At 40.7% G+C, this 23,914-nt stretch carries 20 protein-coding genes; 9 read left to right on the top strand and 11 right to left on the bottom strand.

All coding sequences use genetic code 11. From position 1 onward, the window contains the following. Positions 1 to 804 precede the first annotated feature (804 nt). The 3 genes from ssb to I6E83_RS10230 all read right to left on the bottom strand — a co-directional run bounded on the left by ssb (position 805) and on the right by I6E83_RS10230 (position 3,913). Entirely contained in the window at positions 805 to 1,464 is a 660-nt protein-coding gene (ssb, locus tag I6E83_RS10240) for a single-stranded DNA-binding protein (RefSeq protein WP_197101676.1), read from the bottom strand. A 291-nt stretch (positions 1,465 to 1,755) separates the two neighbouring features. Continuing rightward, positions 1,756 to 2,403: a DUF3833 domain-containing protein gene (locus I6E83_RS10235; protein ID WP_197101674.1), complete on the bottom strand. Its 648-nt coding sequence runs from the start codon at positions 2,401 to 2,403 to the stop codon at positions 1,756 to 1,758. 145 nt (positions 2,404 to 2,548) lie between these two features. Further along, positions 2,549 to 3,913 (bottom strand): MFS transporter, encoded by a 1,365-nt coding sequence (locus I6E83_RS10230; protein WP_197101672.1) that lies wholly within the window; start codon positions 3,911 to 3,913, stop codon positions 2,549 to 2,551. Between the two features lie 592 nt (positions 3,914 to 4,505). Between I6E83_RS10230 and uvrA the strand changes: the two genes are divergently transcribed. From uvrA to I6E83_RS10215, 3 genes are all read left to right on the top strand, one after another. Then, complete coding sequence (uvrA, locus tag I6E83_RS10225; protein WP_197101670.1) at positions 4,506 to 7,412, top strand: excinuclease ABC subunit UvrA; 2,907 nt, start codon at positions 4,506 to 4,508, stop codon at positions 7,410 to 7,412. 490 nt (positions 7,413 to 7,902) lie between these two features. Continuing rightward, positions 7,903 to 8,172: a hypothetical protein gene (locus tag I6E83_RS10220; RefSeq protein ID WP_197101668.1), complete on the top strand. Its 270-nt coding sequence runs from the start codon at positions 7,903 to 7,905 to the stop codon at positions 8,170 to 8,172. 249 nt (positions 8,173 to 8,421) lie between these two features. After that, positions 8,422 to 8,784 carry a hypothetical protein gene (locus I6E83_RS10215; protein WP_197101666.1) on the top strand — a complete coding sequence of 121 codons (363 nt, stop codon included), beginning with the start codon at positions 8,422 to 8,424 and terminating at the stop codon, positions 8,782 to 8,784. 179 nt (positions 8,785 to 8,963) lie between these two features. On the opposite strand, the gene I6E83_RS10210 is transcribed toward I6E83_RS10215, so the two are convergent. Then, entirely contained in the window at positions 8,964 to 9,428 is a 465-nt protein-coding gene (locus I6E83_RS10210; protein ID WP_197101664.1) for a hypothetical protein, read from the bottom strand. A gap of 209 nt (positions 9,429 to 9,637) precedes the next feature. Between I6E83_RS10210 and I6E83_RS10205 the strand changes: the two genes are divergently transcribed. Continuing rightward, positions 9,638 to 10,132 (top strand): hypothetical protein, encoded by a 495-nt coding sequence (locus I6E83_RS10205; RefSeq protein WP_197101662.1) that lies wholly within the window; start codon positions 9,638 to 9,640, stop codon positions 10,130 to 10,132. 23 nt (positions 10,133 to 10,155) lie between these two features. Next, the gene (locus tag I6E83_RS10200; protein ID WP_197101660.1) at positions 10,156 to 10,668 is read left to right on the top strand and encodes a hypothetical protein; all 513 of its coding nucleotides are present in this window, start codon (positions 10,156 to 10,158) and stop codon (positions 10,666 to 10,668) included. 231 nt (positions 10,669 to 10,899) lie between these two features. Here I6E83_RS10200 and I6E83_RS10195 read toward each other — a convergent pair whose 3' ends face one another. Beyond that, positions 10,900 to 11,682, bottom strand: a complete 783-nt coding sequence (locus I6E83_RS10195) for a M48 family metallopeptidase (RefSeq protein ID WP_197101840.1) — start codon at positions 11,680 to 11,682, stop codon at positions 10,900 to 10,902. A 627-nt stretch (positions 11,683 to 12,309) separates the two neighbouring features. After that, on the bottom strand, positions 12,310 to 14,121 hold the full coding sequence (locus I6E83_RS10190) for a hypothetical protein (RefSeq protein ID WP_197101658.1): 1,812 nt from the start codon (positions 14,119 to 14,121) through the stop codon (positions 12,310 to 12,312). Between the two features lie 222 nt (positions 14,122 to 14,343). Between I6E83_RS10190 and I6E83_RS10185 the strand changes: the two genes are divergently transcribed. The 3 genes from I6E83_RS10185 (at position 14,344) to gorA (ending at position 17,133) form a co-directional block, all read left to right on the top strand. Beyond that, entirely contained in the window at positions 14,344 to 15,132 is a 789-nt protein-coding gene (locus I6E83_RS10185) for a threonine/serine ThrE exporter family protein (RefSeq protein ID WP_197101838.1), read from the top strand. 1 nt (position 15,133) lies between these two features. Next, positions 15,134 to 15,586 carry a threonine/serine exporter family protein gene (locus I6E83_RS10180; protein WP_197101656.1) on the top strand — a complete coding sequence of 151 codons (453 nt, stop codon included), beginning with the start codon at positions 15,134 to 15,136 and terminating at the stop codon, positions 15,584 to 15,586. A gap of 182 nt (positions 15,587 to 15,768) precedes the next feature. Next, positions 15,769 to 17,133 (top strand): glutathione-disulfide reductase, encoded by a 1,365-nt coding sequence (gene gorA / locus I6E83_RS10175; RefSeq protein ID WP_197101655.1) that lies wholly within the window; start codon positions 15,769 to 15,771, stop codon positions 17,131 to 17,133. Between the two features lie 100 nt (positions 17,134 to 17,233). On the opposite strand, the gene I6E83_RS10170 is transcribed toward gorA, so the two are convergent. The 5 genes from I6E83_RS10170 to I6E83_RS10150 form a co-directional block, all read right to left on the bottom strand. Continuing rightward, positions 17,234 to 18,319, bottom strand: coding sequence for an XAC2610-related protein (locus I6E83_RS10170; RefSeq protein ID WP_197101654.1), 1,086 nt, complete (start codon positions 18,317 to 18,319; stop codon positions 17,234 to 17,236). A 192-nt stretch (positions 18,320 to 18,511) separates the two neighbouring features. Then, positions 18,512 to 18,913, bottom strand: a complete 402-nt coding sequence (locus I6E83_RS10165; RefSeq protein WP_197101652.1) for a DUF4870 domain-containing protein — start codon at positions 18,911 to 18,913, stop codon at positions 18,512 to 18,514. Between the two features lie 64 nt (positions 18,914 to 18,977). Continuing rightward, positions 18,978 to 19,346 (bottom strand): hypothetical protein, encoded by a 369-nt coding sequence (locus I6E83_RS10160; protein ID WP_197101650.1) that lies wholly within the window; start codon positions 19,344 to 19,346, stop codon positions 18,978 to 18,980. A gap of 478 nt (positions 19,347 to 19,824) precedes the next feature. Next, positions 19,825 to 20,463, bottom strand: coding sequence for a GNAT family N-acetyltransferase (locus I6E83_RS10155; RefSeq protein ID WP_197101648.1), 639 nt, complete (start codon positions 20,461 to 20,463; stop codon positions 19,825 to 19,827). Positions 20,464 to 20,724: 261 nt separating this feature from the next. Next, positions 20,725 to 22,404, bottom strand: coding sequence for an FAD-dependent oxidoreductase (locus tag I6E83_RS10150; RefSeq protein WP_197101647.1), 1,680 nt, complete (start codon positions 22,402 to 22,404; stop codon positions 20,725 to 20,727). 369 nt (positions 22,405 to 22,773) lie between these two features. Here I6E83_RS10150 and truD point away from each other — a divergent pair, with 369 nt between their 5' ends. Beyond that, positions 22,774 to 23,892 (top strand): tRNA pseudouridine(13) synthase TruD, encoded by a 1,119-nt coding sequence (truD, locus tag I6E83_RS10145; RefSeq protein ID WP_413787061.1) that lies wholly within the window; start codon positions 22,774 to 22,776, stop codon positions 23,890 to 23,892. Positions 23,893 to 23,914: the final 22 nt, after the last annotated feature.

The following is a 23,914-nucleotide window of genomic DNA, read 5'->3' as shown; positions in this document are numbered from 1 at the left end:
GGCATTCTTATTTTAAGATGCCGACCAAGTAAGTTTTTATGTTTTAAACCATTAGATGGCCAAACCCTGACTTTTCATTTGCTAATAAAAATCACTTTAAACGAAAGCCGAACGTTTAATATCGTATAAATCATTGATTCAAGTGGATTATATCAACCTGTCCAATAGACTGTTAGCATTAATTTGATTTAATAGAACAGACGGTTGATATAGGATATGAAAGGTAGCTTTTATCGTTTTCAACATATAAATTGACGAAATAATAAGCGAAATAAACCTTATAAATTTAATTATTCTAACCAATACCTATTCGATTATTAACCTTTTTGAATACTCAACAACCAATTATTGAATTTTTATTATTTTGAAAATGAGAGTTTTTAATACCATTAGTATAACCAGAAACAGACAAACGTTTTATTTCATTTGGTAATTAACACTTACAGTTGATTCGATTTAAAAGCATATTTAATTTAATATAACTTGGACACTAGGAGGTCGAGTGAAAATGCTACAAATAGTAGACTAAGCGAGACTGAAACCGTATCCAGTTTATAGAGGATTGAATATGCTACAAAGCAACCGAGTCTAGATAGATATTCAATACTTCGAGCGACGTTAACGCAGTAACATTTTTATAGCGGAATGACTATATATAGATAAAGACAGTCTAATTAATTCCCATATGGCTTTTAGCAATATAATAAAACGACTTTTTCAAATTATTTATCGTCACATACAAGAAACCCCGCTATTAACGGGGTTTCTAGAACATATATTTTACATTAAAGTCTAAGGTGCATCCTAGAACGGGATATCGTCGTCTACAGGGCCATCTGGCATTGCAGTGGGCTTAGATTGAGCAGGTTTCTGCGCAGGTTGATTAAACTGGTTTTGCTGAGCAGGTGCGCCTTGATTGTTATTGAAGCTGTTCTGACCACCACTAGCTTGGTTGTAGCCACCTTGTTGAGCAGGCTGGTTGTTTGCTTGTTGCTGACCGAAGTTGTTTTGATTGCTTTGACCACCTTGATTGCTATAGCCCTGATTTGAGCCACCTTGATTGCCATAGCTACTGCCCTGACCTTGATTCTGAGCACCAAAGCTATCCCCACTTTGACCACCACCACCAGTTGCACCATCTAGCATTTGCATTTGCTCAGCGCGAATCTCGGTGATATAACGGTCTTGACCATTGGGATCTTGATATTTACGTGTGCGCAAGCTGCCTTCAATATAAACTTTGCTGCCTTTACGCAGGTATTGTGCCGCAATTTCACCTAAACGGTTAAAGAGTGCAATACGATGCCATTCAGTGGCTTCTCTTTTTTCACCGCTTTGTTTGTCTGTCCATTGTTCTGATGTCGCAACCGAGATATTGGTCACGCCGCCACCATTACTAAATTGACGTGCCTCAGGGTCTGCTCCAAGGTTACCGATGATGATAACTTTATTAACTCCGCGCATGATACCGTCCTTTTGCTTATGAATAATTTGATGAATCTTTCTAATTTTTCGTTAATAGTATCGATTAATACTATTAGTATTATGATTTTACTTTAACCAATTTTGGTTTAAATATCTACAGACTATCTACTAAAGGCGACACCTTATGTCGCCTAGATATATTTGTTCTAAATACATTTATCGCAGTCTCCACTATCAAAAGACAGTAATAGTGCTATTTTGCCACTTTAATCAGTGGATTAACACCATCAACTTTCATTGACTGTTAGTATAGCGTGGCGACCTATTACTCTACTTAACGTCAGAGCGATGACGATGCATACTCAAAGTGACACTACCCAACTCTACGCCGAATTTTTTCATCACTGAACGATTCAGCATGACATCTTCATTGATAAGATACATCCAATCGTCAAAATTAACTTTGTAGGTCTTGTCTTCAACGGGCAATTCTAATAAATAATTCCAATGGAGCGTATTACCAACGACCTCCCCTGTTGCCTCACCGATGACATCACCTGCTGTACCTTTCCAACTACCGTCATCTTGCTTGGTCAATCGCCATATACGCTGCGATTTTGACCCATCTGCCCACGAGAATTTCTCATCTAAAACGATAACATCGTCACCCTCGTGAGTGGCATCGATATCGACATAAAAACGTTTCTTAACCTCACCATTTCGGCCTTGAAACATCCCCCAACCATCAATCTGACCTGAGAAAAACTCATGCATATCGAGCGTTGGCGTAGTATTTTGATAGGCTTGAATATTTTGGGTTGCACAGCCAGAGATGAATAAAGTAGCAGACAGCCCTGCACCTACCACGACCTTAGCTACTGATCGAGGCATCAAAGATAAAGAAGTAGATGATTTGGCTGTTTGAGGAGCACCTTTACCAATAACAGCCCCACTAGACAGCATCGTAAACTTACTCATATTAATTCCTTTTAAATAGAGATAGATTTAAGTAAAGAGGTTTAGATTGCACCTCATAATAGTGGCGGTCTATACAGTTGTTGTCTACTCTGTTTTTGACTAATCAGACCTTTTCGACAAACCTAATACCATTATGTATGGCCTATCAGATATCTAACGGACTCTGTGCCAAGCTTGATAGTTGCTGCCTTGAATCGTCCGTCAGCTGGGTTTTATCCAATTTAAGATAAGCCACTTTTTCTTTTGCCATCACGACTAGCTCATCGACACCATCTACTGCTAGCATTTGGCGTGACCAGTCTTGCATATTGACATTTTTAGGAATACTAACGGTCGTGCTTGATAGGTATGGTGGCTGCGCAATCGGTATAATAAGCAGCAAAGCCACGCCCATAATGACCGCCAACATACCCCATGCCAAGAGGCTAGGCTGACTCAATAATAGCCCACCCATTGCCCCACCCACAAATGCACCAAAAAACTGGCTAGATGAGCTTATTCCCATGGCCGTCGCTTTATTGGCCACTGGCGCGCGCTTAGAAATCCACGAAGGAATGGTCGCCTCAATGAGATTAAAGCCCATAAAATACAGTAATAAGCCGAGTATAATACCAATACCAGCCTGACTGCCAAGTGCGAGTATGGCTAAAGCTGCAGTTATTAACGCCAATGCACCCAAAAATACCTGACGCATTTTGCGTTTCTTTTCAGCGATGATAATAAAAGGTATCGCTACCGCAAAACCAATAAACAATAACGGCAAATAAACCAAGCCCTGCTGGCGTACCGATAATCCCATCACTTCATTGAGCTGATGCGGCAAAATAACAAATATCGCAGTCATAGTCAGATGTAGTGCAAAGATACCGATATGTAAGCGATTTAAATCACCAATTTTGAGTACTGTCGCTAATTGCTCACCGATCGATTTATTGTCTAGATTATGCTTAAGCACCCTTAGTGGCGTCGGTACTATCATTAATAGCAACATTGCCAAAACAGCAAAGCCTGCGGTGAGCCAGAACAGCCCAGAGATGCCAAGCGAACCAACCAACAGCGGGCCAAAGGCAAAGGCAAGCATAATGGAGGTCGCAATGGTCAAACCCATCGTAGCCATCGCTTTGGTACGCATCTCCTCACGAGTCACATCGGCTAGTAATGCCATCAACACAGCAGAGACCGCACCACTACCCGCCAGCGCCCGACCGATAATGACCTCATAGATATCTGTCGCATTGGCCGCGATGATACCGCCGATAGCAAATAAGATTAAACCTAAAAATATAATAGGTTTACGTGGAAATTTGTCAGCAGCAAGGCTCATCGGTATCTGAAAAATAGCCTGCCCAAGCCCATAAATACCAACTGCCAAACCAATCAAAAATGGCGTCGCATGCACATAATTGTTACCGTATACAGAAAATACCGGGACAATCATAAACAAACCAACCATCCGTAAGGCAAAGATACCACCGACCCCGAGGATTGCCCGTTTTTCTACGCTATTCATACTCGCCTCACTGGTTGATCATTAGCTAGTTTATCACTGCTGCTTTTATCGAGTCATCAGCCTATAAATCAAGCCCACTAGTATAAGACATTCGTCATTTGGTTGCCGAAATTTTTACTTTTTGCGCCCAGACTTAACGGTAAATGTGATGCCATATTTTTGTTACTAAGTGCATCTAATAGCAACCGTACCTTGAATAATGCCACTATCATGACAATAAAGTAAGACGGTGCAAACATTACCAGAGCAGCACTTTTAGCTTGTACAGAATTGACCATATAACGAATACCTCTCATAAAATGACATTGTTTGGCAAAATCTATAACAAACCTTACCTGTTACTCACTGCTGATTTGATTTAGATTTACTTATCAAAGTAAAAACTTAAAATCAGAAACTAAAGCAAGAACACACCGACTGTCGTTTACATCGTTTCGTTTATATCGCTCTATGAAGTTATCAACACCTTTATAGAGCGATATGAATGACAGCACTATCCACAATTTTAATAAACCACTTCGACTTCATTGACGCTTTTAACGTTTAGACATTTTTTTAAATACCATTTTAGCAAATAGGAAACCTATCACCGATGGCACATGACCATATCGCAATACGCGGCGCACGTACGCACAATTTAAAAAACATTGATTTAGACATACCACGAGATAAATTCGTGGTCATCACCGGTTTATCAGGTTCTGGTAAATCATCATTGGCATTCGATACTTTGTATGCTGAAGGGCAGCGCCGTTACGTCGAGAGCTTATCGGCTTATGCACGTCAATTCCTATCACAGATGGAAAAGCCTGACGTTGATAGTATTGAGGGTCTATCCCCTGCGATTGCTATCGAGCAAAAATCAACCAACCATAACCCGCGCTCTACGGTCGGTACGATTACCGAGATTTATGATTATTTGCGTCTGCTGTATGCGCGTATTGGTACGCCGTATTGTCCTGAGCATGGCGAGCCAATGGTTGCACAGTCGGTTACCGAAATGGTCGATCAAGTCATGGCTTTGCCAGATGACACCAAGATTATGATTTTGGCACCTGTCATTCGTGAGCGTAAAGGTGAGCATACGGTCTTGCTAGAGCAGCTCATTGGCCAAGGCTTTGTGCGTGTGCGTGTCGACGGCGATGTGTATGACACCGATGAGCTACCAACACTCGATAAAAAGAAAAAACACACCATCGAAGTCGTGGTTGACCGCTTCAAAGTACGTGATGACTTGGGCAACCGCGTTGCAGAAAGCTTAGAGACTGCCCTACGCTTAGGTCAAAGTCTGGTCACGCTGCATTTTATGGATGGTAATCCAAAAGAAGGCGGTGATGACAACCAAGTCATGTCAGCCAAGCATTCTTGTCCTGTGTGTGATCGCGCTGTCTCTGAGCTTGAGCCACGCATGTTCAGTTTTAACAACCCATACGGCGCTTGCCCAAGCTGTGACGGTCTCGGTAAACGTCAGTATTTCTCTGCTGAGAAACTGATTACCCATCACGAAAAATCGCTTAACCAAGGCGCTATAAATGGTTGGGATAAGCGTCATGCTTATTACTTCGGTCTATTATCGACTGTGTGCAATCATTTTAAAATTGACATGGATGCGCCGTGGCAAGACCTGCCAAAAGAGCAGCAAGACCTCATTATGAATGGCTCTGGTAAAGAAAAGCTAACCTTTAACTTTACCGATGAGCGCGGTCGTAAAACCAATAAGACCGTACCATTTGAAGGCGTGCTTCCTTATCTAGAACGTCGTTATGCTAAGACGCAAAGCAATCTCGTCCGTGACGAGCTGGCCAAATACTTAGCTGATACGACTTGTAATGTCTGTGATGGTGCGCGCTTGAATGAAATCTCACGCAATGTCCGTGTTGATGATCAAACCATTGCTCAAATCGTCAAACTGTCTATCGGTGATGCCGCAGAATATTATAAAACGCTAAAGATTGGCGGTCATAAAGGTGAAGTCGCAGAAAAAATCTTTAAAGAGATCAATGAGCGTCTGAATTTCCTAGTGAGTGTCGGACTAGATTACTTATCTCTTGCCCGCTCTGCTGAAACGCTATCGGGCGGTGAAGCGCAGCGTATTCGTCTTGCTAGCCAAATTGGTGCCGGCCTGATGGGCGTGATGTATGTACTCGATGAGCCCTCTATTGGACTCCATCAACGTGACAATGATCGCCTGCTCAAAACCCTAACGCGCTTGCGTGATTTGGGTAATACGGTACTGGTCGTTGAGCATGATGAAGATGCGATTCGCCAAGCGGATCACGTCATCGATATCGGTATCGGCGCAGGTATACATGGCGGTCATGTCATTGCTCAAGGTACGGTCGATGACATCATGGCAAATAAGGACTCGCTGACTGGACAATACATGTCTGGTAAAAAGAGAATCGAGATTCCAACCGTTCGTCATCAGCCAAAAATGATAGATGTGGAAGTCAAAGGAAAAGCCAAACCGAAAAAAGTACCGATGACGATTGAGCTAAAAGGTGCCTCAGGCAACAACCTACATGATGTGGATTTGACCATTCCCATTGGCATTATGACTTGCGTGACTGGCGTATCGGGTTCGGGCAAATCAACCTTGATCAACCGTACGCTGATGCCATTGGCCGCGACTCAGTTAAACAATGCCTCAACACTGATTGCCGACAAGTTCGAAAGCATTAGCGGTCTTGAGCATCTAGACAAAATGGTCGATATCGATCAAAGCCCAATTGGTCGTACACCTCGCTCAAACCCAGCGACTTATACAGGCGTGTTTACCCCAGTACGTGAGATGTTTGCACAAACGCAAGAAGCGCGTGCCCGTGGTTATAAAGCTGGTCGCTTTAGCTTCAACGTAAAAGGTGGACGCTGTGAGATGTGTCAAGGTGATGGCCTCATCAAAGTTGAGATGCATTTCTTACCAGACATGTATGTCCCTTGTGATACTTGTGAAGGCAAGCGCTATAATCGCGAGACCTTAGAGATTCACTATAAAGGCAAAACCATCGCTGACGTGCTCGATATGACCGTTGAAGATGCGACTGAGTTCTTCTCAGCCATTCCAGCGATTTATCGTCGCCTGCAAGCATTGATGGATGTTGGTCTGAGCTATATCCGTCTCGGACAGTCTGCGCCCACGTTATCAGGTGGTGAAGCACAGCGAGTCAAGCTAGCTCGTGAGCTTGCTAAACGTGATACAGGACAGACGCTCTATATCTTAGATGAGCCAACCACTGGTTTGCATTTCCATGATATCGATAAGCTGCTCAACATCTTGCATGCCCTACGTGATAAAGGTAATACCATCGTGGTCATCGAGCATAACTTGGATGTCATTAAAACGGCGGATTGGGTGATTGATCTTGGCCCTGAAGGCGGTAAAGGTGGCGGCATGATCATCGCTGAAGGTACGCCTGAGGAAGTGGCGGAAGTCAAAGAATCTTACACAGGTATATTCTTAAAGCCGATGCTTGAACAAGGCATGAAAGAAGTAAGCTGATACCAGTTAATGAACTATTGATAAAAGGCCACTCTACTGAATAGGGTGGCTTTTTTTGTTGGGTACTATTTTGTTGGGTACTATTTTGTTGGGTACTGTTTTGTTAGATACTGTTTTGTTAGATACTGTTTTGTTAGATACTGTTTTGTTAGATACTGTTTTGTTAGATACTGTTTTGTTAGATACTGTTTTGTTAGGTACTGTTTTGTTAGGTACTATTTTATTGAATACTATAAAGCGCTACTCAGTCCATGAGTTGCAAGCCTTAATGATCTATGTGTGTGTAAAATTTCGACCTGTACAGCTACATTGCGTTACCTTTCTTAATATTTATTAAAGATACTTAAACTTTGATTGTATTAATATTTAAATGGTACAACATCATGCGCAAATGCATACGATATAGAAATAACTGGTTGAGAACGATATAGCGTGCATGAATCGACGCTATTCCCTTTAATACAACCTTTAAAAAATTTAAGGACTTTCCATGAAAAAATTACTATTTATTGTCTTAGCCTCTACTGTTGGCGTTGCTGCCTGTGCATCAAGCGGAACATCAAATAGCAGCCACAATCACAAAAAACCAGCGATGTCAGCTGACATGAAACAAGCAATGGATGATTGTGCTAAGAGAACTGGCGTAAAAATGACTAAAGACAGCCGCCCAAGTAAAAGCGATATGAAGAAACTAGAATCATGTATGACTGCAAAAGGGTATAAAAAACCAGAAGGACATGGTCAAGGTCATTCTCACTAACTAGTATTTTTATATAGTCGATGATGAAAAGCCACTCTCTAGTGAGTGGCTTTTTTGTTGAAAGTCATAAAATACTCTCTGTTCAGCTAATGTTTCTTGATGACAGCCACAACTCGGACAAGTTAATCTCGCTTAAAGTATCGCGTCTACATCTGTACTCGGTTGCCTTGCATCTCTTTTAAACTGAATCAACTACACGATCATTGGGTATTACAATCTTCGCCCAACATATAAATTTCAGAGGAAGAAATGGGTCCTGATATAAGTGATGGCATCATTACTAATATAGATAGTATCTTATACAAAGCCTATATTCGGGATGCCTATGAAGATACCGTTTTTTACTACGATTTAAGTAAATATACAGGCAAGGACGTATTGCTAGTAGGTACTCAAGTCACATACTATAAACTTTATTATAAAACCCCAGTTGCTGTTGGCTTACTTACTAAAAAAGAAATATGTCATACTGGACTGTTCAAGAGTGATGATAGAAAAAAACATCATTCAAGTCATTATGAACAGGGATTTGAGATGTCCACTTATAAGACTTTACTTCTCGGTATATGTTTTTTATTAGGTATCGTTATAGGCTTACTGAACTTGTTTTGATTTCAATAGATAGGCTGATGCTGGAAATTGGAGGCATATATGACTGCAAAAGGGTATAAAAAACCTGAAGGTTAAGGCCGTACGAAATAATTAGTACTTCAAATAATCAGTGATAGAAGGCTACTCTTTATAGGGTGGCCTTTTTTGTTGGCTGTGACAAATAAAGTAGACTTTAGATGCTATATTTTGTTTTTCAGAATTTTAATCGCTTTTAAAATCTTCTCACGATTTTTGGCGACTTTAAGCCATTTGGGTAAACGGCTGGCTAATGAGCTATTCATCCACGTATCACTATCTGGATTACATTGCCTGTGTTTTGCTGATACGAAATCTTCCAAATATTCTAAATGGCGGCTATTGAACGCCCATAGGCTCGCACCAGCACAGTCAGTTTGCAACCATAGATTAGCACCAAAATAACTATCCGTTGGATTTTCCGCACCCCAATAAAAGGTTCTTTGTTCAGCTAATTTTGCTTGATTATGGCCACAACTTGGACAACTCAATCGAGCCTCATCATTATGTAGGGTAACGACAGCTTTAGATCGACATCTTGGGCAGTACACCAGCGTGGGATCATCTTTAGTAGGCGTGCTAATAGACAGCCTATTTTCTTCATTTTCTTGAAACCGTTGTTCATTCATAGTGTTACCATGATGATAAAATTGAATATAACGTACCCTATTTAACTATAAAAAATATTAGTAGGATGTTGGTATGGAAAAATTGGTGCCGTATGGCTAATGCTTATGCATCATAAAAGAGAGTGAGCCTAACTTAGCGCAGCAGCTATAGATAATGAGCTTTCCTAAACTGTCGCGATTCAAATAAGTAACAATGAGTCTATAGTCTTATGAATTTCAATACACATTTAGAAAGAAATAAATTGGCTGTTATTAACGCTCTCAGTAGTGACAAATCAGTATTGATTGGTGAGTTTATTACTATTCTAAAAAACTCGGCTTCTTTATTAAAAATAGATAATTTTAGTTTTTGGATTGATGAATTGCAAAACATCGACCATTCAGAAATCCCAATGACAAAGCATGCAGTCGTTGATGCTCAAAAATCATGGAGTGAATATAGTTATAGTAGAACAACCTTTGAAAATATATTGTTAGATACATGTGAAAAATTATTTACCTATTGGCAGGAAGATGACCTCTGTAGCACGCAGGGTCAGTTCTACTACTACAAAGATAAGAATACAAATCTAGTTTTCAAGGAAAGTGTGTTTGGCTGTATTGAATATGCTGATAGAGCTATGAAGAAGAGTACTGATACTCAATTTGGTATCGCATTGATTTCAGATTTACATGGAGTCGTTATAGTTAATAATTTATATTAGTGAATCATATTCTGAGCAACCCTATGAAATCTCATCAAGAAATATTAGTACAGTGTTGGTATGACAAAACAGATATAGAGTCAATTATTCAATGGGCTGATACATTCGTTAAAAATAACGACCATATTCCTGAAGAAGTGTTTGAAATTTTTTATGCGCCAAAACATCATGTTGAAGATATTTTTTTCAGACTAACTGTAGCTACGGAACCAGGTTTTTTACCGCAATCATTGAGTGCAGAAATCTTAGCGGCTAAATATCTGATCAACTTAATTAAAAGATATTTAAATGATGAAATTACTCCTCTAGATATCTGTAGAGTAATTAATAATATTGATTGCGATTTTATGGATGCTCCAAGAGATTTACCTGATAACGTTGCCTACTACCCTTGTTGGCTTGGCGATTTATACAATAGCTGTGATTGGTGTGATGAGACGTGGACAAACGACAGTGCGCCTCACTTAAAACAAGATTTGGAGAATCAATTGCCTCATATTACTGAGTGGATTGAAAGTCAACGCTCACCTAAATGAACTCCCTCTCAACATTTATCAGCCGTACATCTACCGTACGCTCGCCGCTCTCACAAACCGCGACGTTGGGCGTATTACCAAAGCCCCTAAGTTGGGTATAGCATGCGACGTAATTTCAAAATTAAACCAGTCATTTTTCGATATTTCTTTGCAAAAAAAGCAAGCCTCTCGACTTGCTTTTTTATTTGCCATGCTTTTTTAATAGTATCGTACTAATCTAACTGTACCGATCTATTTAGGTGCTTTAGCAGCCGCTTGATAAATTGGCGTAACTTCAGGCAAGAGTGCTTTGATTTTAGCGATACGCTGCCCAGAATTTGGATGCGTAGACGTCAAAGTAACTAAGGCGCTACTACGACCATTTTCGGCCTCCATTTTTTCCCATACTGACACTGCAGATGCTGGGTTATAGCCTGCCTGCGCCATCAAACGTAAACCACCTGCATCAGCTTGTGATTCTTGACTACGAGAAAACGGCTTATCAATACCTAGGTCATTAATTAAGCCCAACGCATTATCACTTAACCCTGTTTTTGACTGTAGTTGCGCACCACCTAACTGCATCGCTAAACCAGTCAGAACTTTTTGCCCTGCGTCCTTTTTACTGTGCTCAGACAATGCATGGGTCATTTCGTGTCCCATAATTGCAGCGATTTCTGCATCGGTTAACTTTAACGTCTCTACAATACCTGTGTAAAAGGCCATTTTGCCACCAGGCATTGCCCAAGCATTTAGTTCAGGTGACTTTATAACAGTAATTTGCCAATCAAAAGGAACGCCTGTTGTATTGGCTTGAACGGCGTAAGGCTTTATACGATTAAAGACTTTTTTAACTCGAATAGCAGTCGAAGAAGTATTATCTACTGCGCCTTGACTCTTGGCACTAGAAACCACTTGAGAGTAGCTTTTTGCCGCATCGCTATTTAGGGTAGCAGTATCGTATCCTGCCATATCGGCGACAGTAGTACAGCCTGCCAAAGTAGTAATGGTGGTAAGCAATAGAACATTTTTCATTTTATTAAAAGTGGTCATTAGACGTCCAAGTTAAAAAATACAGTTGAAGTAGGTAGCTAGATAAAGGTAATGAATTGAGAATGTAACCAAGATGTAAGTAATGTGTCTGAATTATCGAGGAAGAGATTATCACCATAGAAAACAAAAGTCTATTAATTTTATAATCTATCGCCTATTTTCCGTCGCAAGTCATACCCAACATACATCTGAAGTATATAACGTCATTATTTTAATTTGAGTCATTGCTTAGAGTACATTCTGCAATCCAAGCCCACCTAAATAAACACTATGTCTACTATCATCACCCACGCATCTGCGCTAGTCTCTATCTTCTATTGTCTAAAAAACCTTATCCTTTGTAGTCGCATCAAATATAATGTCCAATAATGCCTGCGCGTCAGCACCCAGACCCTTTATAATAGCGTATCAATAACCAATATGCGTACTTCCACAATGACTTCTATCAGTTACGTAAAGCAGCAGCGTGTCTACCGTACGTTCTAGCTTCTCTTCAATCTGACTACACTACGATTCAACCTCACATTTAAACAGACCAATTATTACAAAGGTCCATTCACTGGCATCATACCGATCACGTACTACTTTAACTCATGTATATTTAAGCGCTCATGAGCACTGATTACCAGTATATTTATTAAAAGATAGATAGTCTGTCGAATAATCACCAACAAACTCCACGACTGGAATATTATAGGATTTGTATGCTTTGAATCTGGTAGATTTCCCTTGGCTTATGCATTCATCCATATCAGAAACACAGTGACAAACCTCATTGGTTGCATAGCTACCAAACTGCTTACCTGTATTGATCACCATATCTTGAGAGACACCCTGTACTTTGGTACCGTCGTCATAACTACCATAGACCACACCAACAACTTTTGTTTTATGTGGATTATTGACTTGCCACTTGATCGCGCGATAAGACCCTAGATATAAAACTATAGGCGCTGTACTCTTTGGGATATCGAGCACAACCGCTTGATTATCCGCTTCATAAGCACCAGCATATAACGCGACGACATTAGGATATTGAGTCTTGATGTCTACTAAAAAGTCACTAGGGTCTGTGGGCTGTTTCACTTCTGATATTGGTGTTAGCATGACGCTGACATCAGTGGTATGCCAACTGTTTGAATACTCAACCTCAATAATGTGATTGCCTTTTGGAATAAATACTTTTTGCTCAACATCATGAAGTCCCTGCTCAAGAATGACGCGCCTATCAATGGAAACCCTGCCACCAGACCAGCTTTTATTCATCAATATATTATAAAACTCTGATTTAGGCGCGTTTAACACCCCGACCCAATACGCATTCAAATTACTCGAAGGAATCCCTAAAAACTCATCATAAGCGTACTTTTTTTGAATGGCAGAAACTGGCATTGCTTTGACTACCTTTTCTACGTTATTCGCATCAATGTAATAAGCAATGTAACCCGAGTCAGGTACTTTACGTTTAGGATTTAGAAAGTCGCCCCAGGTATTAGTGGTGAAAGGAAACTTGTATAGATGATTATCAAACATTTGCGAGTCATTAGTTTGCACCTGACCTGCGTTTGACTTTGTTTGAATAAGATAAGAGGAAGTATCACTATAAAAGGTGAGGCTGTCTTGATGATTTTCGGTTAGATTTGTATATGTATCCTCAAAATTAGAATGGACCCTATTTGTACACTGATTTTTTTTTGCTTCTATCTTTCTATAATTAACGGTAGCCAATTTTGCAAAATTTATAGAACGGTTAGTGTTGCTAAAAGACACTTTATCGACTGAAGATGCACCAGTATAACCTATCACTTTAAAGCCATACCTATGTTGCAATGAGCCGATGTCTAAGATGACATCGCTACCATCACAGCGAAAATTGCCACCAGCACAGCTACAGCTAACATCGGAGTTATAGTTACCCAGTCTATGACCATGATCAAAAGTCAGTTTTTTGTTCACGCCACTAACTTGTGAACCTTCACTATAACTGCCATATACCACACCAATTACATTGGATTCGTACTCGTTATTCTCGCTATCGATAACGGTCGTATTGATGTTCCAATGTATTGGGCTATACGAGCTTAGATATAAAATGACAGGTTCTTTTATATCAGGCATATCAATAGTTGTTTCTCGTCCACTAGAGTTATAAGCGCCTACATATAGTGCAACTGCATCCGGATACTTCTGTCTAATGTCGGCTAAAAAATAACTGGTTGGATCTTCAACATTGGTTATGTCAGCATCAGCAGGCAGTACAGAAAACCGTTCATCACACACTTCATTAGAACATTCTATTACTGTCTCATTGTTGTCTTTAATATTGCTGTCAAAGCTTTTATCACAGCCTATCAAAGATAACGGCATCATAAAAAGTAGCGAGATATAAGTGAATGCAGCAAAGAATTGTTTAATAATCATAGTGTGTTTAGCTTATGTATAGTTATCGTAGAGTATCATTTAGATAAGATAAATAACATTATAGTAACTTTTGATACAATAAGCGATATTCGTTCATTATTCTCCTTGCCAAAAAATCTTATACTTTATCTTAGCTTTCAATATAATGTCCAATAATGCCTGCGCGTCAGCACCCAGACCCTTTATAATAGCGTATCAATAACCAATATGCGTACTTCCACAATGACTTCTATCAGTTACGTAAAGCAGCAGCGCATTACCCGACTATGCGTGCGCTGCGGCCTACTTCTTATGCAGTATGGTGCTGAGTCTGCCATCGTGGTGGACTTATCCAAACGCTTGGGCATTGCTTTGGGTATGAACAGCGTAGAATGCTCGCTCAATTTTAATGCCCTTACCTTGACCACTATCTGTGATGAGCGCTGTATCACCACCACCAGAGACACGATCAATCAGAGTATCAACGTCAATTTATTGGTGCAAATTCAGCAAATCGTTAATAAGACCGAAGACACCATAGATAATGATGATTTGATAGACCTGACTACGCTTGCCTTTGATGAGTTAGACAAGACCGTTTATCCAACATGGCTAGTCGGCATATTTGTGGGCATCTCTTGTGCCGCGTTCGCTTACCTTAACAGTGCTAGCTGGTTGATGACGGCGGTGACTTTTGTCGCTGGTATGGTGGCGATGCTTACTCGTATTTATTTGTCCAAACATCACTTTAACCCCTTTATCACCGTTATCGTGACAGCATTTATCGCCTCTCTCATTGGCGCAACTACTTATTATTTTGATATTGGGAACAATGCCGATATCGCCGTTGCCTCTAGCGTGCTGTTACTGGTGCCCAGCTTTCCGTTGATTAACTCGTTCTCAGATATCCTAAAGGGCTATGTCAATATTGGGGTTGGGCGTGCCGTGTTTACCTATATGTTGACCTTATCCGCATGCGTTGGCATCGTGATGGCCCTTGTTTTGCTTCAAATACAGCACTGGGGGTTTTGACATGTGGTTTATAGAAACCGTTGTACTGTCTTGTATCATCACCCTTGGTTGGACGCTGATGTTCACCGTTCCCAAACGCTACATTCTGCCGTGTTTGCTCATGACTGCTTTTGGGTTTGGACTAAAGACTGCGCTTGTCCATCAGCAAGTACATCTTGTAGTAGCCAGCTTTTTTGGAGCCATGCTCGCCAGTTTTTTGGGCGTGTATTTTTCTAAGAAATATACCCTACCGCCTAAAGCGCTCATTTCGCCAAGTGTCATCTGTATGATGCCCGGTATCGCCGCGTATAAGGCGATGGTTAGCATGGTGCAGATTGGCTATTTCGGCTATTCAGATGAATTATTTAGTCAAATGATGGTGTACTTGTTTGAGGCTTTGTTTGTGACCTCAGGATTGGTACTGGGTTTGTCAATTCCTGGGCTGTTATTTTATAGACGTCGTGCTATTGTTTAAGTGGGTTTAGATAGGCTTAGCTATATAAATACTGACCACATGGAAGCAACTCAACACACCTTAACCATAAAAAACTTGTAAGATGGATTATAAGACCCATTACAGTAGAGTCCAAAACAAGAGCATTCAAAACAATAAACCTTAAAACTGTACCAATAACAATTTAATAAAGAGACCTGATTATGACCAAACATTATGACTATATCGCCATTGGCGGCGGCAGCGGCGGTATCGCCTCAATCAACCGTGCAGCGAGCTATGGCAAAAAATGCGCTATTATCGAAGCCAACCAACTGGGCGGCACTTGTGTGAATTTAGGCTGTGTTCCTAAAAAGGTGATGTGGTATGGCGCGCAAGTTGCCGAAGCCATCCATAAATATGCGCCAGATTATGGTTTTGATGTTGAGTTTAAAGGTTTTGACTTCCAAAAATTGGTCCAAAGCCGTCAACAATACATCGAAAATATTCACCGCTCTTATGATAACAACTTGGCGAAAAATGGCGTCGAAGTGATCAAAGGCTTTGCCAAATTTGTCGATACCAATACCGTAGAAGTGAACGGTGAACTCATTACCGCTGACCATATTTTGATTGCTACGGGCGGTCACCCGATTCAACCAAACATCAAAGGTGCAGAATACGGCATCGATTCTGATGGCTTCTTTGCGTTAAATCACTTGCCAAAACGTGTGGCGATTGTGGGCGCAGGTTATATCGCTGTCGAAATTGCAGGCGTACTAAACAGCCTGGGCGCAGAGGTGCATTTGTATGTGCGTAAACACTCGCCACTACGCGCATTTGATCATACTATTGTAGAAACCTTGCTGATAGAGATGGAACAAGATGGCATTCATCTACACACCAACACTGCCATCAATGAAGTCAATAAAAATGACGACGACAGCCTGAACCTATCTACCAATAGTGGTGGCGAAGACTGTATTGACACAGTAGATTGCTTGATTTGGGCCATTGGTCGTGCGCCATCAACAGACGGTATCAACCTGCAAGTGACAGGGGTCGCGACAACTGAAACTGGCAAAATCAAAGTCGATGAGTTCCAAAATACCAATATCGACAACATCTATGCAGTCGGCGATATTATAGAAAACAGTGTTGATTTGACCCCAGTGGCTATTGCCGCAGGTCGCCGCTTGTCAGAGCGTTTATTCAACAACAAGCCCAATGAGCACTTAGACTATACGTTGATACCGACGGTTATCTTTACTCATCCTGCTATCGGTACAATCGGTTTGTCTGAAATTGACGCGATTGAACGCTATGGCAAAGACAATATCAAATGCTACAAATCAAGCTTTACTTCTATGTATAGCGCAGTGACTCAGCATCGCCAAAAGTGCACTATGAAACTGGTATGCTTGGGCGATGACGAAAAAGTCATTGGCTTACATGGTATTGGCTTTGGTGTTGATGAGATGATTCAAGGCTTTGCAGTTGCCATCAAAATGGGCGCGACTAAAGCTGACTTTGATAATACGGTTGCGATTCATCCCACTGGCTCAGAAGAGTTTGTGACGATGCGTTAGTTGACGGTGCGTTAAACTTATTATCTTAGCTAAAAGTAAAAGGCCACTCTGAATCGAGTGGCCTTTTCGTTTGGAATGTCCCGTCCTAGAATAAATGTTTTTATCTAACGCTCACATTGTCAAAATGCCCAAGTTTTTCCAGACTTCCCTGCTCGCTCTGTGGCACTGACTTGAGTAAAACGCTCTTGTTAGATTGTCTCACTGTAATGCCTTGCTTATTGATCTGATAAACCACAGGCTTATTGAGAAAGCTAAGTGTTTCTTTAGCTGTATCATAAACAAATGGCCCATCATAATACAGCTCGATTCTGTCATTTTTATCGGCAAAGGCATAATACATCTGCTCACCTTCCTTATCATAAGTCTTATTTAAAACCATTTTTTTACCGTTATCTAAATCCAACTTATAAATGAAAGGCAATGTCCCATCGTAGCTTTCGTTATCGTACTCAGGTAACATCTCATAGCTATCTTCTACCATTTTGCCATTAACTCTTGTGCTCTCGGTGATAGAAATTAATTGTTTTGGATTATATTCTTCTACAAGCACATGTACGGCCACTGGCTTATTATCGATCACTTTATACTCTGAATACTGATGCCATCCTGCGCCACTCTTAGTCATCGTATACAAAGTTTGACTGTCTTTATTTATACCAAAAAAACCGCAATAGCCTTGTGCTAAATCAGTAAATCCTTCGCTATGAACGAAAGTCTCACCATCTTTTAGATAAACTTGATAAGAAGGCCCACCATAGCAACCGTTGCGCCCATCTTTTATCGCTAAATCTTTTTGTCCATCAAAATTAAAATCGTCATAGATCAACACACTATGTTCACCATAGGGAAGATTGACGATATTGGCACTGATTTTTCCGCCCAATTGATGCTCTTCACTGTTATCTAGCTCATAGTCAATATCGATATCAGATGGCTGACTGATAAGGGCTTTCTTAGTCTTCGACTCTATAATCTTTATGACACTATTTGTCTCATTACTTGCTTCAGTGCTTAAAGTGACATCTTCATCATTTGCGGTCTCGATAGTTGCATAGTAATCGTCCGAAAAATCTTGGATTTGATAGGTTTTCGCTAAGGCTGAATAGGATAATAGTGATGAAGCTAGCAGTACCGTCGGTAAAGCAATTGGTTTACGTCTCTTGCTAGGTATAAGAGCAATATTCATATAGATATCCTTAGCGCCACCATAAAATAAAGAAGGATGCCAACTCACATTACTCCCCCTCTTATAAACAATATAAGTCAGTATTTTCAGTGGGTACAGAAGCACAACCAGCAAATAGTATTGATGTAACCGTTAGAAAAGCGATTTTTTTAGCATAATATGTTTTCAAACCTAGGTATATTTTAATGGAAACTATTTAATCAATCGAATATTAAATGGCACTTTAAAGTCCTGTCCTGAAGAGCATTTAATCGCGCCCATAATACAGAATACTAAATGCGAGAAAGCATATAAAAATAAGAACATCATAGGTATGAAAGCTAACGGCGACCAGATGAATGCTAGAATAAATCCAAGTACCATAGCCACAATCCATAACCCAATATAAGTTATCACAAAGGTTATTGACCAATTTAAGGCTTCTTTCGCCTGAGATTGTACGTAAGCGTCATCTTTTTTTACCAAGAAAATAATCAGGGGCGGAATAAAGCCGAAGAATAGACAGCCTAACCAGTTTAGCAATGCTATGTTTGTGGAGTCTTGCTTACTATTATTGCCATTACCGGCTTGTAAATTCGTGTCATTACTGTTCATTTGAGAGCTTCCATCCGTTGTGATATTAGTTTGATCTTATTGAAAGTAGCAATTAAGCTTAGTCTTAATTACCCAACACCCATTCATTATTCACTTGATAAACTTTAAAGCTGGTCTTGTTGGTTCCACTATTACCACCTATGGTTTGAGTAATATCCGCCGTACACATATAGGTGTTTTCGCCCTCAATTGTGTCACAATTTATATTCTCGACGCTTTCAAGCTTGGGCATCATACCTTCCATCATGCCACTCATGGCTTTTGCCATTTCATCGTTGCCCGCATTTGCCATGGCATTATCCATCATGCTATTGGCTTGCTCATATTGTGCTTCAATCAACCCTTCGACCGTGCTTTCAGAAGGTGTATTCGAACATGCAACAAATAATGGTGACAATATCGAAATTAATATTAATTTCTTAAAACTATTCATATCGGTTTCAATGTATCTATAAAGTTACCTGAACTATACAGAATTATAACTTTAAACCCAACTTAATTTCTCGATATTTGCCTATTTTTATTTGATATTGCTTTTTTATAATTGAATCACTTCTGTTTGAATAGCTCTGAAAAGTTTAAGTGAAGTCACGTTCATACAGACAGCGCAATCACGATGCTGCTATCATGCCATTAATAATGACCATTGAGAGATGACTGTGTGGCAGGTGTACCTTTTTATATTACCGATTGGCTTAGGAATAATGACCTTGGCAGCGAGCTTGCTTTGTTTATTTGCTTACCTCATGTCCGATGACAATGCCACACGCTTGCCAGCCTTTAACTGGTTTAAGCGCTTAATCATCGTGGCATTTTTATTGTTGAGCGTAGGGCTATTTATGACCTTTAGATATTTTTGGCGTTGATTCAGACATTATAGTTTTAAGTGTCTTTTCGCTAAAATAATATAATCAGCTAACGATTTTTTCTAATTCTAATAGCTCCAAATCTTGACGCTTTGGCTCGCCATTATTGCCATCATTGGGAAACGGCATTTTATTACCATTTAACTGATAGCCACGGCGCTCATAATAAGCCAATAGCTCAGGACGATGGCTAAGAATAGACATGGTCAAACGGCTCGGCTGATTCTGTGACTGCAAGTGGCGATCTGCAAAAGTTTCTGCTGCTTGCAGGATCACGTTACCAATGCCCTGCCCTTGTAGCACAGGATGTACCGCAAACATGCCAATATAGGCTTTTTTATTTGAGTCAGCATCAGTTTTAATATCGACAGCAATACAGCCAAGTATCTCACCCGTCTCTTCTCCATCGCGTTCGCCGGTTATCGTTTTTGGATAAACAAAGTAATAGTGATTCGGGTCATTAATAACAGCAGCAAGCTCAGCTGAGGTGGTTCTGATACCACCAATCAAATCGGCCTCATTGGTCCAACCTGATGTCTCGCGATAGCAGCAATTCAATAACTGCTCAAGAGCGTCAATATCATCTAATGTGGCTTCACGCAAAAATACAGACTCTTTACTCAAGTGGTTTTCATTTATAGTACTCTTATCTACAGTGCTCTTATTTATAGTATTTTCGCTCATATTATAATTTTCCTTTTTTATTCATGTATAAAAAAACTGACTTAGATCCCTAAGCCAGCCTAGGGCATGTCATCAATTAGATTGTGAGGCTTAAAATGAGAAAAATTGTAGATAAATGAGGAAGAAATTGCCGTTAATATGAACATATTGACAAAACTTCTGACGATATTTATCAAAATTTAGCCATTTTAAGACCACTAAATGTATTAATGTGCTAATTGATGACATGCCCAAGATACTAATACTTATTGCTTGATAGTACTAGAGCGATAACACTTTTGCTTGATTAATAATATCGAATCCTGAGTTGATTTGAGCACGAGTTGGGGCTTGACCTATACGTAATAGCTCAGCAAAAGCAATTAGCTCTTGGTCGCGCCCTAATGTACTGGCCGCAGTGGCTCGGCTATTCTCATTACTGTCATCGCCATCATTAAAGTAGTACTCAATATAATCGAGCGTATCTGGGGTGCCAAGTAATATGCTGTTGTCTGGTGTTTGGGCATGGCCACTATAGCGTAGGCTTTTGCCAAATTGCATGGTCCAAAAAAACGGCACACGGGCATCTAACGTCTCTACTGTCTCGTCTTTTAATATCGCAGCGGCCGCCACAAGCCCATGCTGTAATGCCACTCGCCAATGCTCAATACGCATACGCCCCATTTGCCCAGATGCTTTTGCGATATCACCCAGTGCATAAACTCCATCACGCAATTGCAGCTTGCTATCGACCTGTACCCCATCAGAGTCGTTGACCTCTTCTAACAGCTCGGTATTGGCAGATACCCCAGTACCTAAAATCACAATGTCGGCATCGATATGCTCGCCATTAGCAAGCGTCACACCACCTACTTGTGAAAAGGTTTGTCTTGCCTCACTGCTGTCCGACTTGTTTTCAACCTTGGTAATTTCATTCACGTTGGCACCTAACACAAAGTTAATGCCGTTTTCTTCATGCAACTTGATAAGTGCTTTGCTAACAGTTTCTGAGACGATATTGTCCATCACACGGCCAGACTGCCCAACCACTGTAATTGAAGCTGTCGTGCCTGCCTGTGCTAAAGCTGAGGCGACCTCCATACCAATAAAACCAGTACCGATAATTACCACGCGCTGATCATGACTGGCCGCTTTAATCAACTTGGCATCATCCATACTGCGTAAGGTATACACGCCATCTAAATCTGCTCCAGTAATAGGCGGTATAGATGGCGACGATCCTGTGGCCACTACCAAATAATCGGCCGATATCGTTTCGTCACTATTGTCATCGTTGCTGTTGTTGTTACTGTTACTGTCACTAACAACCATTAAAGTACGCTCATTGGGCAATACTTTGCTCACGGTTTGATTTAAGCGCAAATCAATATTATTGTCTTTGGCCCAGTCGCTACCACCAAGCAGCAGCTTTTCTTCTGGCATGTTTCCTGCCAAAAAAGCTTTGGACAATAACGGACGATTATAAGGAGCTTTATTGTCAGCACTAATCAATGTGATATCACCGCCATACCCGGTATTTCTCAGGTAATGTGCCGTCATAAACCCAGCTGCACCGCCGCCCACAATCACAGTATGAGTGTCTTTCAATTTATCGTTTGATACGCTGATATTTTCTTTAGCCGATGTCGTCACAATCAACTCTTTACCATTGTCAGTCAGTTGATATTGGGTCAAGCCTTCGGTAGCGATTGGCTCTAATAATGTGCCATCACGACTATCAAAAGTGGCATGATGCCATGGGCAAACCACACGGTTGCCACAGCGTAACCCAGTGCCTAAATCCGCTCCCGCATGTGGGCATTTTCCATCAAACGCATGAAACTCATCGTCGTCTCGAGTGATTAAAATGATACTATCATCATCTTGCTTGTATGATTTCATACCGCCACTTGGAATGTCTGCCTTGCTGATAGTAACTGTGTGAATCGTTGCATTGGTCATAAGTCTTCCTTAACGGTTATAATGGATTTCTAATAAGAATGGGGTGAAAACAATCCTATGATCTTTTCATACCCTATTCATCGATAGTAACAAGACCATTTAGCACACGCTGTTTTTTTGTATGTTTACTGCGTTGCAAAACGTAAGTTTTCGAGTTTCGTTTAGACCCTCTATGACTATGACTTCCATTTTAAATTTACAATCAAAATAAAAGACCCCTTTATGACTTATCCAGACAACCGTATTGAAACGCCTACGATCTCTGACTCCGAATCACATTTGGAGAGCAAGCCAGTTACGAGTACATCCGTTGATATAGCTGATATCGACATTACAGCTGCCGCAGATACTACGCAGTTGCCACAGCCAATGCAGCCACCGTTAAAACGAGCAACTTATAAAGCCAATACTACGGATTTCATCGTTAATGAAATATTGCCATTAGACTTCACCAATGAAGGTGAGCATCTATGGTTGCATATAGAAAAATCAGGAATGAATACTGCTTATTTGGCCAAACTACTATCAGAGTGGGCCGAGATTCCATTGCGTGATGTTGGATATTCAGGGTTAAAAGATCGTCACGCGCTGACGACGCAGTGGTTTAGTCTACGAATACCAAAGAAGCAATTACCAGTTACTGAGTTTGCGCCAATAGATATCGGAGAGACTGAGTCAGTCACTATTCTCGCTCAGCATTGGCATAACAAAAAGCTCAATCGTGGTACACATCGTGCCAATCAATTCGTAATTACCTTACGTGATATTCAGTTTGACAATAGTGATACTGAAACACTTGAACCTGAGCAATTATTGTCTGCAAAAGAGACGGTCGAGCAGTACTTATCGAGTATTAGTAAAAGCGGCGTTCCCAATTATTTTGGTCCACAGCGTTTCGGTCGTCAGGGCAATAACGTCAGAGAGGCACTATCACTGTTTTCCCGTCCACCACGAGCGCCTCGCCCATCGTCTAAAAAAAGCAAAAGCAAGCGTGCCCCACGCGAGCAAAACACGATGGAGCTGTCTGCAGCCCGTAGCTTGATATTTAATGAGATATTGGCAGCACGCGTACGAGATGGTAGCTGGAATACTGGTCTATCCGGTGAAGTGTTTAATTTGGATGGCTCAGGATCGATCTTTACCAGTGAAGAGATAGATGACACATTATGTGAACGAATGGCTAGTGGTGATATCCATCCAACGGCTGTGATGTGGGGCAGAGACAATGACAAAGTCAGTAATGCGGCGGCTGACATTGAAAATGATACTGTACAACATAGCCCTCTATTGACGCAGTTAGCAGCAGGATTAGAGCAACGAGATATAAAGGCACAACGACGAGCGCTGCGTTTACCTATCGAAGCATTAACATGGGAATGGCGTGATTCAGAAGAAGACTCGCAGACACTCGTATTGAATTTCACGCTAACGACTGGCAGTTTTGCAACCAGTGTATTGGCGAGTTTGGTAAAGCAGTTGGTCTTTTAATTAAGTAGATACAGATTAGGAC

It is taken from the genome of Psychrobacter sp. SZ93C1, assembly GCF_015864635.1.
In the GTDB taxonomy this organism is placed as follows: Bacteria; Pseudomonadota; Gammaproteobacteria; order Pseudomonadales; family Moraxellaceae; genus Psychrobacter; species Psychrobacter fozii.
This window is presented reverse-complemented; position numbering and strand designations above follow the sequence as displayed.